10 protein-coding genes, 1 other RNA gene and 1 pseudogene are annotated in these 12,859 nt (G+C 63.6%); 7 read left to right on the top strand and 5 right to left on the bottom strand.

Features of this window, described 5'->3' with window-relative positions; translation table 11 throughout:
* The first annotated feature begins 40 nt into the window (after positions 1-40).
* Positions 41-331: a hypothetical protein gene (locus F4Y38_09395; protein ID MXY49490.1), complete on the top strand. Its 291-nt coding sequence runs from the start codon at positions 41-43 to the stop codon at positions 329-331.
* Between the two features lie 109 nt (positions 332-440).
* Positions 441-1,394, top strand: a complete 954-nt coding sequence (locus F4Y38_09400) for a branched-chain amino acid transaminase (protein MXY49491.1) — start codon at positions 441-443, stop codon at positions 1,392-1,394.
* A gap of 19 nt (positions 1,395-1,413) precedes the next feature.
* Here F4Y38_09400 and F4Y38_09405 read toward each other — a convergent pair whose 3' ends face one another.
* Positions 1,414-4,161: a PIG-L family deacetylase gene (locus F4Y38_09405; GenBank protein ID MXY49492.1), complete on the bottom strand. Its 2,748-nt coding sequence runs from the start codon at positions 4,159-4,161 to the stop codon at positions 1,414-1,416.
* Between the two features lie 883 nt (positions 4,162-5,044).
* Between F4Y38_09405 and F4Y38_09410 the strand changes: the two are divergent.
* Positions 5,045-5,122, top strand: a pseudogene (locus tag F4Y38_09410) (peptidoglycan endopeptidase).
* Between the two features lie 24 nt (positions 5,123-5,146).
* On the opposite strand, the gene F4Y38_09415 reads toward F4Y38_09410, so the two are convergent.
* The gene (locus F4Y38_09415; protein MXY49493.1) at positions 5,147-6,361 is read right to left on the bottom strand and encodes a cytochrome bc complex cytochrome b subunit; all 1,215 of its coding nucleotides are present in this window, start codon (positions 6,359-6,361) and stop codon (positions 5,147-5,149) included.
* 63 nt (positions 6,362-6,424) lie between these two features.
* A complete protein-coding gene (locus tag F4Y38_09420) occupies positions 6,425-6,943 on the bottom strand; it encodes a Rieske 2Fe-2S domain-containing protein (protein ID MXY49494.1) in 519 nt (172 codons plus the stop codon).
* Positions 6,944-7,096: 153 nt separating this feature from the next.
* Between F4Y38_09420 and F4Y38_09425 the strand changes: the two genes are divergently transcribed.
* Positions 7,097-8,098, top strand: coding sequence for a tetratricopeptide repeat protein (locus F4Y38_09425; protein ID MXY49495.1), 1,002 nt, complete (start codon positions 7,097-7,099; stop codon positions 8,096-8,098).
* On the opposite strand, the gene F4Y38_09430 is transcribed toward F4Y38_09425, so the two are convergent.
* Together F4Y38_09430 and F4Y38_09435 are read right to left on the bottom strand one after the other, a co-directional pair.
* The gene (locus tag F4Y38_09430) at positions 8,095-9,114 is read right to left on the bottom strand and encodes a Gfo/Idh/MocA family oxidoreductase (GenBank protein MXY49496.1); all 1,020 of its coding nucleotides are present in this window, start codon (positions 9,112-9,114) and stop codon (positions 8,095-8,097) included. The genes F4Y38_09425 and F4Y38_09430 overlap by 4 nt on opposite strands.
* 83 nt (positions 9,115-9,197) lie before the next feature.
* Positions 9,198-9,584: a RidA family protein gene (locus F4Y38_09435; protein ID MXY49497.1), complete on the bottom strand. Its 387-nt coding sequence runs from the start codon at positions 9,582-9,584 to the stop codon at positions 9,198-9,200.
* Between the two features lie 381 nt (positions 9,585-9,965).
* Here F4Y38_09435 and F4Y38_09440 point away from each other — a divergent pair, with 381 nt between their 5' ends.
* The 3 genes from F4Y38_09440 (at position 9,966) to recJ (ending at position 12,859) form a co-directional block, all read left to right on the top strand.
* Positions 9,966-10,682 (top strand): hypothetical protein, encoded by a 717-nt coding sequence (locus tag F4Y38_09440; protein ID MXY49498.1) that lies wholly within the window; start codon positions 9,966-9,968, stop codon positions 10,680-10,682.
* Between the two features lie 42 nt (positions 10,683-10,724).
* An RNA gene (gene rnpB / locus F4Y38_09445) (RNase P RNA component class A) lies at positions 10,725-11,101 on the top strand.
* A gap of 48 nt (positions 11,102-11,149) precedes the next feature.
* Entirely contained in the window at positions 11,150-12,859 is a 1,710-nt protein-coding gene (gene recJ / locus F4Y38_09450; protein ID MXY49499.1) for a single-stranded-DNA-specific exonuclease RecJ, read from the top strand.

The raw sequence follows: 12,859 nt of genomic DNA on the forward strand, positions 1-12,859 counted from the left end.
GCGTCCACGTCCGATTTGCACCGATTCCGGATCACCGAGCATGCCTATCCGCCCCTATGACGAGACCCTGGTCGGCCTGACGCCGGCGGGCGACAAGATCCACCACATCCTGCCCGAATTCCAGCGGACCCAGACGGGCTGCCCCCACGGCGTCGAGTTCTGGGTGGCCATACGGACGGTATCCCGGGATGACGAGCCGGTGATCCTGCAGTGGTGCATGTCGTGCCAGCAGGTGGAGGTCCTCGGTCAGGAGGAATACGCCTGGCGGGCGCATCTGGACGAGCTGCGGAAGACCGGGGTGCGGGACCAGCCTGGATCGGACCGGGTGTAGAGGCCGACACGGCGCACTGGACCGGGCGCGGGCGGAAACGGCGGGACGCGGAATCGCGGAGGCACCGGATCACAAATCGACAGATCGACCATACATAAGGAGCACGGGCATGGCCAAGAAGACGAAAATGTGGGGCGAGGATCATTCAAAGTACATCTGGCTGGACGGGGAACGGATCCCCTGGGACCAGGGTACGGTGCATGTCACGCAGGGACATATATTCGCCCACGCCATTTTCGAGGGGATCCGGGCATACTGGAACGACGACCGGGAGAAACTCTTCGTCTTCCGTTTCAAGGAACACCTGGATCGCCTGTACCGGTCGATCAAGCTGATGCGCATGAAAACGCCGTACACACTGGAGGACGTGTGGAACGGCTCCCTCGAACTGTGCCGGGTCCACGGGTACCGGGAGGACGTCTACATATTCCCGACCGTGTATTTCTCGCCGGACGTGTATCTCAACAAGATGGCGGGTCCGGCCCACGTCTACGTCCACACCTTCGCCTACGGCTCCAACCTGCGCCGAAAGGACGGCGCCAGGTGCTCGGTCAGCTCCTGGACGCGCATTTCGGACAACACGCTCCCGGCCCGCATCAAGTGCTGGGCCAACTACCGCAACAGCGCCATCGCGTGGACCGACGCCACGCTGAAGGGCTTCGACGAAACGATCATGCTGAACAACCGCGGCAAGGTCTGCGAAGCGCCCGGCGCCTGCCTGATGATGATCCAGGACGGCGTCCTGATCACCCCGCCGGTGACGGCCGATATCCTGGTGAGCGTCACCCGGGATACCATATTGAGGATCGGGCGGGACGTCATCGGGATGCCGGTCGTGGAAAGGGAGATCGACCGCACGGAACTGTATACGGCCGATGAGGTTTTCCTGTGCGGGACGGGCGCGGAAGTCACGCCGGTCGCTTCGATCGACAACTACGACATTGGGGACGGATCCATCGGCCCGGGCACGCAGCAGTTCCGCGAGGCCTACAACGGTCTCATCCGGGGGATCGACGAACGCTTCCCCGAGTGGCGCACCGACGTGCCGTTGCAGCCCGCGTAGGGCGGGTCGTTGAGGTTTTCTATCGGGCCCGGTTCTCGGCCGCCAGACCGATCAGGTTGGCGAAGAGTCGTACGGCGCCGGGCACGCCCGCGGGAAGCTGGCGGAACCACGCGTAGCCCGTGTAGATATAGCGCCCTTTGCCGTAACGGGCTTCGAGCAACCCGCCGCCCTTGGGTGGCTCGCCCGGGTCCTGGGAGGCCATGAGCGGCGTGTAGCGGGGGTCCCATTCGCCCTGGAAGTACAGGCCGCGTTCCTGCACCCACCCTTCGAAATCCGCGTCGGTGATCCGGTTGGGCCGGTTGAAGACGGGATGGTCCGGTACCAGGATGTCCATCGGCGCGTCCTCCCGGGTCACCCGGTCATGGGGGCGGTTGATCTGGAAGGGGTAGGGCCCGAACTGGTCGAGGTTGAAGGCGTACTTGTTGTACTGCACGATGTAGACGCCCCCGGCCTCCACATAGTCCAGCAGCCGCTGGTTCACGGCGATGAGATCGTCGCGGACTTCGTAGGCGCGGATGCCCGCGATGATCAGGTCGAAGGCGTCCAGGTCGGCCGTGGCGAGATCCTCACCCGTCAGCAGCCGCACCCGCAGGCCCATCTGCTCCAGTACGAGCGGGACCTGGTCGCCCGATCCCATGATATAACCCACACTCAGGTCGTCCGGCAGATTGACCGGGGCCACCTGCACGACGGATGCCGAACCGCGGTACAGGTGCCTCGGTTCGATGTGGGGATAGGCGATAACCTCGTATCCCTCGCGGTATTCGTTCCCGCCGGCCTTTGCCACCGCCCGTACATCGTAGGCCCCGTCCTGGGCGTATCGTGCCGGGATTACCGTGTAGTTGAACGTGGCGGCCTGCCCCCTTCCCGAGAACGTAAGGGGAAATACTCCGGGCGAGACTTCCCACCCGTCCGGCGCCTCGAGGGACAATCCGCCATCGATCCCGCCGTCCACATTGCTGACCACGGACACGCTGAACCGCATGGGGCTTTCCCGTCCCGACGGTGCGACGACCACCTGCGGGTCCATGGTGACCGACAGCGCGGGCACGACCTGGAGTTCGCGGCGGATTTCACCGAAGGCCCGGTCGGCGAAACGATACTGCGCGGCTTGGCGGATCTCGATCTCGACGCCGTCCACGAGAAACCGGGCCCGGCCGATTACGGGCTGCGGGCGCCAGGGAGACCCGATCAGTGCCGTGTCTTCCACCACGACCCTCGGATCGTTCAGGGAGCGGCGGTGCCAGTAGGGCCGGGTGAGGCCGGCGTCGGGCGGTACTTCGACCCGCCAGTTCTCCGCGAAGCTTTCGTTGTAGCCGATGTCTGAGGATTGCCGGGACAAACCGGGTGAACCGGACGAACCGGGTGGTCCTGGCGATCCGAACCGTCCAGGCGTTCTGGCCGGTCTGGCCGGGACCGGATCAAGGACCGCGGTCCAACCCTCCGGAACGTCCAGCGCCAGGTCGGTGACGCGGACGGGCCGCACACTGCGGTTCAGCAGCACCAGGTGCACGCCGAGCAGGTTGCCCGGGACGACCCGGTCGTCGCTGGTGAGCACTTCGAAGGCCATGCCGAGGGCCAGGACCGCCGCATTGGCGAAGTCTTCCTCCTTCTGATCGAGCAGAAAGAGCATATCCGCGAGGACGCCGGCCGGCAGGCCGCCCTGTTCAAGGTCGCTCCGGAGCGCCCGGATCATGCGCAGGCCTTCCAACACGGGGTCCAGCACGGCGGGAGGGTCCAGCGGCCGGTAGGCGTCCACGGCCTCGCGGGCCAACGCGTCCAGCCGCTCGAGCCGGCCGGCGAATCCGGGGATCTTTCCGGCGTCCGGTCCGGCCATGGCATGGAATCGCATGAAAGTCGTGTCCAGGCCGTCGAACAGGTGGGCGTCTCCGTCCGCGTGCGCCATGCCCGCGTGCGCCATGCCCGCACGCGCGACCAGCTTGATCTTCGTGGTCGCCGGACCCTTCGGCTGCAGGGTCCCCATGTCCTGGGAGCGGTGCATGCTGCGGCCCGCCAGGCCGAGTTCGCGGTACGACCGGTCCAGCACGGGACTGTAGGTGCCTACGTCGACCACCAGGGAATCGATGCTGTCGAAGGATGCCCGCGTGTTGTTGATGTACAGCTTGCGGGCCTGCCAGGGACGCAGGCCGTCCCGCAGGTGTTCGGGAAAGCGTTCCGGATCGGCCGCGACGATAAAGGCTTCGCGGGTGATCCTCCCGGCCGCCTGGTGATGCCCGTGCCCGTCGCGGGGAGAATCGGCGAATACGGACACGATCACGTCGGGACGAAAGCGGCGGATGACCCGCACGACGTCCGAAAGCAGCATTTCATCATGATTCCAGTATTCCAGGGTTTCCTCGGCCGACTTGGAGAACCCGAAGTCGTACGTCCGTGTGAAGAACTGCTCCGCGCCGTCGAATCGGCGGGCTGTCAGCAGCTCTTCCGTCCGGATCACGCCGATGGCGTCGTAGAGCTCGGGGCCGATGAGGTTCTGTCCACCTTCGCCGCGGTTGAGGGAAAGGTAGGCGGTCCGCGCGTGTAACCCCCGGCTCACGTAGGCGACCAGGGCGCTGTTCTCGTCATCGGGATGGGCGCCGGTGTGCAGCATGCTGGCCACGACGGGCAGGCGCAGCACGGCCTGGGCCAGGGTGGACGTCCCCTTGCCGTCGGGCACCGGACGGATGTCGCCGGCCGTGGCGGCTGTGCTGGCCGCGACAGTCGGCGCGGAGAAAGCGAGCAGGAGACAGAGGAGAAATCGAGTGTGCATGATGGGCTCCGGTTCGATCGGGCGTCCGGCAGCGACCGCCGGTTCGATCGGGCGTCCGGCAGCGACCGCCGGTTCGATCAGGCGTCCGGCAGCGACCGTCTGTATAGCCAGATAACGCCCGCTACCACGAGGAATAGGCCGATGAACATCCAGCCGAACCTGCGCCGGGTATCGACTTCGGTGCGCGCGGTTTCCACTTCTTTTCTGATGCTTGGGTAGACCTGTTCCAGCGAATCGACGACGGCGACCATTGTCTCGAGTACGAAGACGTGGGAGGCCCGCTCGACATAGGCGTCCCGCGCCAGGGTGGCCTGGGTCAGGATGAGGTCGACCGGGACCCCGGCCGAACGGATCTCCTCCGCGGCCAGCCGGAACTCGACGACCGGCTCGAGTCCCCGGTCGGTCAGGGCGATGTAATCGTCCATGATCGCCTGCTCGTGACAGTCCTCGCAGTTGTCGGGTATGGAAATCAGGGACGCCTGGGGTTGGACTATTTCGTGGTTTGAGTGGCAGTCCACGCAGTTGGGCCAGAAATCCCCCTCGAGGCCATGGGGGCTGGGCACGTAGTTATTCATCTGGACCTGGTGGCACTCGCCGCACAGTTCGTGGACGACGTAGGGGTCAGGCAGGCCGACGAAGTCCATTTCGACGTCGTGCGCTTCGTCCTCCACCATCGTGGCGGCGTTCCCGCCGTGACAATCCTGGCAGTAGATGTCCGCCGGAAGATGCGCGCTCCGCTGCCATTCGGCCACCGGCAGGCTCATGTCTTCGTCGTCCAGGCCGGCATGGCAGCTGACGCAATTATTGGTCGCCGCGGACAGTTGCGCTTCCGCGGAATCTGCTGTCGTCCAGGAGAGGATCAGCAGCGGAAGGAGGAAGAGGGCCGCCCGCGCCCGGTATGCCGCCCGCGCCCGGTATGCCGCCCGCGCCCGGTATGCCGCCCGCGCCCGGTATGCCACCCGCGTACGATATGATGCCCGTCCGCTCATTCGGTCCCCTCGCCGCTAGTGTCCGGCAGGACAACAGGTTCCTCGACCGTCCCGATGGCGTGGGGCCAGCCGTAGATGTCGAAGTGATACCTCGTGCCCATGAAGGTCATCTCCGTTTCCGAGATCTTGCCGAGCAGGGCGAGGGCGATGTTCAGCACGATGAACAGGATGCCGAGGGACGTCGCGAGGGGCCGGCGCGCGGGCGTACGGGCCGGCGTACGGTCCCAGAAGGGCAGCAGCAAAATGGCCAGGACCACCAGGCCGGACCCGATGATGCCGATGGTTTTCGGGAGGTATTTCAGTGCCTGGTAGGAGGACAGGAAATACCATTCCGGCTTGACGCCCACCGGCGTGTTGAAGGGGTCGGCCTTTTCGTGAAGCGGCAGGGGGTAGTAGATGATCATGAAGATCATCGACGCCAGGACCAGCAGGACCACGATGGCTTCTTTCATCACGTGCTGTGGGTAGAAGGGCTTGCCGCCGGCTTTCTTCAGTTCTTCCGGCGTTTTCTCCGGCACGTCCGTTCCTTCGAGCGGCGAGATGCCCTTGTACCGGATGAGGACCAGGTGCACGGTGACCAGGGCGATGAAGGCCCACGGCAGCAGCACCACGTGCAGCACGAAGAAGCGGGTGAGGGTCACGTCGGAGATGATTTCGCCGCCCCGCATGAGAATCAGCAGGTACTCGCCGATGAGCGGCGTCGCGGCGGCGATCTCCGTACCCACCGTCGTGCCCCAGTAGGAGAGCTGGTCCCAGGGCAGGAGATAGCCCGTAAAGCCGAAGGCCAGGGTCACGACCAGCAGGCCGAACCCGAAGAGCCAAGTAAGCTCCCGGGGTTTCTTGTAACCGCCGTAGAAGAACACGCGGACCGAGTGCAGCAGCAGGAAGGCGATCATGAAATTGGCGCCGTAGGTATGCACCTGGCGCATGAGCCAGCCGAAGCGCACCTGCTCCATTATGTACTTCACGCTCTCGTAGGCCGTATCGGCCGACGCCTCGTAGTAGATCATCAGGAAGACGCCCGAGACGGCCTGGGAAAGGAAGAACATCAGGGTGACCGTTCCGAAGGAGAACAGCCAGTTGAGATGGCGGGGCACGGGCTTGGTCAGCTGGCGGCGGCAGAAATCGATGATGACCGAGATTTCCGTGCGATCATCGAGCCAGTTGTACACCTCGTTGGACAGGCGTCTGATCATGGTGGCTGGTCGCATGCTCCGCGTAGAAAGTGCCGAACGGACGCCGGCGGTCAGACGCCGGCGGTCAGACGCCGGCGGTTACACGCCGACGATGATCTTGTCGTCGGTGACGGACAGTTCGACCGCGGTCAGGGGACCGGGAATCGGTCCGCCCTGGACGCTGCCGTCCGTGCCGAATATGCCGCCGTGACAGGGACAGATCAGGCTCTGCGTTCCCCCCTCCCACTTGACGACGCAACCCAGGTGGGGACAAACGGCGTTGTAGGCGATGTAACCGTCGGAAGTGTTGACCACGATGGTCGGCCGGCCCCGGTAGATAACCGTCCTGGACGTGCCGGGAGGCAGGGACGCGCGGTCGATTTCAACCCGGTTGGCGCCTTCGGCTTCGGGGGGTGGTTCGATGTAACGGATGAGCGGATAGACGGCCATCAGGGAGCCGATACCGCCCAGCGCGCCGAGGCATCTCTTCAGGAATCGGCGGCGGCGGACCGGATCGGGACGCGTCTTCCCTGGGGTCTTTCCGGTGGTCTTTCCGGGGGTCTTGCCGGACTTCTCGCCGGGTGCGGCTGGCCCGGGCGGCTTCTGTGACGAGGACATGTAAATTATCCATAATGACGTGATTTCTGGTCATGCGTAGATTAAGGACCGCCGGCCTGGATGTCAACCTCTTTCGGGGGGTTCCGGCGGACGTGCGTCCGACCCGAATCGCCTTGACACAGCGGGATAAATGGGCGTACCTATTCAGATACCATGGCCGCTTCATTCTTCAGGACGGTACTGCCGCTCCTTGCCGCGGCAACCCTGGCGCATGTCCCCGGATGCGCGGCTTCTTCGCTCTCCGTCCGGTTCGATGTATACCGTTCGCCCCTGCTCGGCCTCCCCGGCGAAGAAGAATCGATCGCCCTGCTCGGTTTCAACGGCACCGACCTGGCCCTGAACAACCTGACCGGGTTCCTGTTCGCCCGCGCGCTCGTTTCGGATTCCACGCTGACGGCCATCGAAATGAGACCGGTGCTCCGGACGTTGTCCCGCCACCCTCACGAGGCCGGCCGGATCCCCGATTCTCTCGCACTGATCGTAGGAAGGGAAATCAACGCCGATATCACGCTCGTCGGCGATCTCGAAAGGGCTTACACGGAAGCTTACGGGGAGGTAAAAGTCTTTCGGGAGGAGGAGGCCATGGAGGTGGGACTCGGAAGAACCGATATCAAGATCGTAAACAAGTCCTATATCGTGCCGCATATCGATCAGACGGCGGTCATGACGGCTACGCTCAGGGCCTACGACGTCGGTTCGAACGAACTGCTCGGCAGCTTTTCCGTCACGGAAACCGAATCCTACCGCACGGTGCTGCCAGATCCCGTCGAGTCGCCGCCGGAAGGGAACGTCTCCGTCGAGATCGTTTCGCCGATGCTGACCGAGGTAATCGCCAGGCGCATCGTGGACCGTCTGATGGCCTCCATCGTCCGGGAGGAAATCCAGGTTACGCGGCGGCTGGTCCCTGCCGGCAGTCGCGGGGGGATCTCGGCGGCAAGGGAAGGGAACTGGTCCGGGGCGGTGGCGATATGGGAAGGTCTCGTGGAAGTGGACCCGAACAACGCGGAAGCGTGGAACAACCTTGCGATTGCCTACGAAAGGTCCGGCCGCCGGACCGATGCCTCGGCCGCCTACCGAAGCGCGCTCTCAGCGAGACCCGGCGACCGGACGATCCAGGTCAACAGCCGGGCATTCGGACTCCCCGAGGCCCACTAGTCGAACCGGACCATCCGGTTGCCCGCGGCCGATTCGTAGATACCATCCAGGATCTGCATGATCTCGACGCCCTGCTCGCCCGTGGACATGGGCGTGCGGCCGGCCCGGATACAGTCCACGAAATGGGCGATCTCGGCCGCGATGCAGACCGACCATTCCCGCGGCGCGTAGGCGGGCGTGATATCCACCTGCTCGCCGTGCAGGTCGGTATAGACGGTCAGATCGTTGCCCGTGATCTCGGCGCCGCCCCGGGTGCCCATGAGCTTGACGTAGGAGCCTTCCGAAGGCACGTGGGAGGCCCAGCTCGTCTCCGCGACGAGCGTGGCATCGCCCTCGAACCGGATGAAGGCCGCGGCGAGGTCTTCCACGTCGAAGACGCCTTCCGCCGAATCGCTCAGCCGTGCGTAGGTGGCGCCCACCACGGACTCGGGCCGCGGGTTGCCCATGAGCCAGCGCGCCAGATCGATCATGTGGACGCCCAGGTCGATCAAGGGCCCGCCGCCGGCCTGGGCCTTGCGCGTAAACCAGGTCCCGGCGCCCGGAATGCCGCTCCGCCTCAACCAGCCGGTCTTCGCGTAGTAGATCTCACCCAGCACGTCCTGCTCGATCAGTTTCTTCAGGATCTGCGTCTCGGCGCGGAAACGGTTGTTCAGGGCGATCATGAGGTAACGGCCGTTGCGCCGGGCTGCGGCGGCCATGTCGCGCGCCTGGACCGCGTTCAGCGCCATGGGCTTCTCGCACAGCACGTGGACGCCGGCGTCCAGGCCGTCGATGGTCACGGGCGCGTGCAGGAAATTCGGCAGGCAGACACTGACGAGATCGGGGCCCAGGGCGAGCAGGTCCCGGTAGGCGGAAAACGCATGGGGCACGCCGTGTTCCGACGCGGTCCGTTCGGCCAGCCCGACGTCCAGATCGGCCAGTCCGACGACTTCCACCCGTTCGTCCGCGAGATAACCGGAGAGATGGGCCCGTCCCAGCCCCAGTCCGATCACGCCGGCGGTCGTTTTTTTGTTCATTCGCCTCTGCTGGAATGGTCCGGAGACTACTTGCCGACTACTTGCTGCCGCGGTAGGCGCCTACTTGCCGCCGCGGTAGATAACTACTTGCCGCCGCGGTAGGCGATCAGATCAATCTCGATGCCGGCGTTCAGCACGACACCGGACTGTATGGTGGACCGGGCCGGCGGATCGCCCGTGTAGTAGGACCGGTACACTTCGTTCATAGCGGAAAAGTCATTAAGGTCGTTGAGAAACACCGTGGCCTTGACGACGTCGTCCATGGTCAGCCCGGACTTGGCCAGCGCCGTCTGCAGGTTATCCATGACCATTTTCGTTTCCGCTTCGATACCGCCGGGGATGATCCGGCCCCGGACGGCGGCGATCTTGCCGGACAGGAACACGAAATCGCCCGCCTCGATGGCCTCGCTGTAGTTCGCGCCCGGGTTAACCGCCTTGCGGCCCCGGTCGTCCTGCGATTGGGCGGGCATGACGGCGTACCCCAGCGAAACGGCGGCGACGAGCAGCGCCGTGAGGCCGGCGAACAGCCACCTGGAAATCACTATGTTCAACTCGAAGCTTTCTTCCTTTCTACCGCCCCGGATTCGTATGGTCGAGCCCATGATAACCTCCCCTGATTTTGGTTGACACTACATGCCTTCGGCATTATCTTTATCGACTATGATCAAAAAATCAAGTAGTATTGGGAAAAGGATGGATAGGTCTACGTGCCCTATTGTTCGTATGGTCCGACTGCAATTGCCTCTTCGGACCCGGGGCGCGGTAAAACCAGATTGAAGCGAAGAAAAATGCACGGTCAGCGTGCATTTTTTTTTGTCCGCCTTTTCATCTCCGTGGAGGGCTAAGGTCGCATGCAGGAAAGCTTGATAGCGCTGTTGGAATTGCAGAAGACGGATCAGGACCTGCACGAACTCGAACAGTACAAGGTAGACATACCCAACCAGCTCAAGTCAATGGAATCCGCCCAGTCCGAGGCGGAAACCAGGCTCTCGGACCAGGAAACGAAGGTCGCGGACATCGAGAAGGACCGGCGTCAGCACGAACGGGACCTGCAGGCCGCGCAGGAACAGGTCAAGAAGTACCAGGGTCAGCTCTACAGCGTGAAGACCAACAAGGAGTACGACGCCCTCCAGGCGGAGATCCAGGCGCAGAAAAACCGCATCTCAGAACTCGAGGACGCGATCCTGCAGTTGATTTCCGAGGCCGAGACCGAGGAGGAGACGCTGGAGACCATTCGCGGCGAGACCGAATCACTCATCGAACGCTTCGGCGAGGAGCGCACGGCACTCGAGTCCAGGCTGTCGGCGGTGGACGAAGACGTCGCCGTCAAAATGGACGAACGCAAGCGGATGGCCATGCGCGTGGAGAACCCGGTCCTGAAGGTATACGACCGGATCCGGCGGAACTTGCGGGGGATGACCGTCGTACCGCTGAAGAAGGGGGCCTGCTCCGGCTGTTTCCACGTGATCCCGCTACAGGTCATCATGCAGATCCGCCAGGGGCGGAGGCTGATATCCTGTGAGAGTTGCGGCCGGATCCTGATTCTCGAAGAAGGGCTGGAGTATTGAACCGCGCCGCGTCCTGTGTTATATTGTATAGGTAAAACGTCCCAAGTCGACCAGGCGATCGCGTTCGCCGGCCAGGCGGACGAGGAAAGTCCGAGCACCGCAGGGCGGGATGCCTGCTAACGGCAGGGGGCAGTGATGCCACGGAAAGTGTCACAGAAAACACACGGCCGATCCCTTCGGGGAGGCAAAGGTGAAAAGGCGAGGTAAGAGCTCACCGCGGTCCGGGTAACCGGTCCGGCAGGACAAACCCCATCTGGTGCAAGACCGAATAGGAGAGGAGAGACGGCCCGTCTCGACCGCCGGGAAACCGGAGACTCTCGGGTTAGGTCGCACGAGGCGGCTGGTGACAGCCGTCCCAGATAGATGATCGCCACCTTCATCGCGAAGGCACAGAACTCGGCTTACGGTCGGCTTGGACGTTTTACAGCACCTCGCGAAACGATCACCCTCAGATTCCGACAATTTACATGAACAGCCGCTGGGTCCTATTAGACGAACATCCCCAGGTTCCCCAGATGATGGAGCTGATCAACGTCCCGCGCGTGATCGCGCAGATCCTGCTCAACCGGGGCGTTACGACCTTTGACGACGCCCGTTATTTCCTGAAGCCCACCCTCGAAGACCTGCACAGTCCCTTTCTCATGGCGGACATGGACCTGGCCGTGGAACGGATTCACGAAGCCATCCAGGGCGGGGAACACATCATGGTCTTCGGCGACTACGACGTGGACGGCACGACGGCGACCACGCTGCTGTACCTGACGATCAAGCTTTTGACGGACCGGATTTCCGCCTACATACCCAATCGCATGACTGACGGTTACGGACTGTCCATAGAAGGCCTGGAGGAAGCCAGGAGCCGCGGCGTGACGCTGATCCTGGCCGTCGACTGCGGGATTACCGCGAACGCCGAGGTGGAACAGGCCCGCGAAATGGGCATCGACGTCGTCATCATCGATCACCATGTGCCGGGCGATACTCTTCCGAACGGTGTGGCCATTCTGAATCCGAAGCGTGACGACTGCGAATACCCTTTCAAGGAGCTCTGCGGCGTCGGCCTGGCGTACAAAGTGGCGCAGGCGCTGGCCGAGCACGTGGGACTGCCGGAAAACACGGTGTATACGCACATGGACCTCGTTGCCCTGGGCACCACGGCGGACATCGTCCCCCTGCGCGACGAGAACCGGGTGCTGACCAAGTACGGGCTGGACATGATGCAGCAGACGCACAAATCGGGCCTGCAGGCGCTGCTGGACGTCGCGGGGCTGCGGGAGAAGGAACTGTCCACGGGCCACATGCTCTTCCTGCTGGCGCCGCGGATAAACGCCGCCGGCCGCATGGGCGACGCCACGCGCGTGGTCGATCTTCTGATCACCGAAGACCAGAAAGAAGCGGCACAACTGGCCGAAGAACTGAACGTGGAGAACAAGCGGCGGCGCAAGGAGGATACGCTCACCTTCGAAGCGGCCCGGGACCTCGCGGAGAACGATCCGGTCCTCAGGGAGTCGAAAGGCCTCGTACTCGATTCGGACACCTGGCATCCCGGCATCATCGGCATCGTGGCGTCCCGCATGGTGGAAGCCTTCAACCGGCCGGTCGTGATGATCTCGACCGCGGGTGAGAAGGGACGCGGCTCGGCGCGGACCGTGGGCGACTTCCACCTGTACAACGCCATCAAGGAGTGCTCCGACCTGCTGATCCAGTTCGGCGGCCACCACCACGCGGCGGGCCTGTCCATCGAAAAGGAACGCATCGACGAGTTCAGGCAGAGATTCAACGAGGTGGTCGCGGCGCGCGCGACGCCGGCCGATTTCATCCCCAAGCTCGAAATCGACTCGGAAATCGAACTCGACGAGGTGACCCCGCGCATGGTCAAGCTCATGAAGATGATCGGGCCCTTCGGTCCGGCGAACCACCACCCTGTGCTCGTGTCCCGCAACCTGAGCGTCGTCGGAAAACTCCGGACCATCGGGATGGAAAAGAAACACCTGAGGTTCAGGGTCAGGCAGAAAGGCCGCACCATGGACGCGATCGGTTTCGGCATGGCGCATTTCGCCGATCGCCTGAACGACAGCCGGGACCGCCTGGACCTGGCCTACACCATCGAGGAAAACACCTTTCGAGGCGAAACCAGCCTCCAGATGAGAATAAAAGACATACAACTCGGCACGGTATAG

The sequence above is a fragment of the Gemmatimonadota bacterium genome (genome assembly GCA_009838645.1).
Lineage (GTDB): Bacteria > JAAXHH01 > JAAXHH01 > JAAXHH01 > JAAXHH01 > JAAXHH01.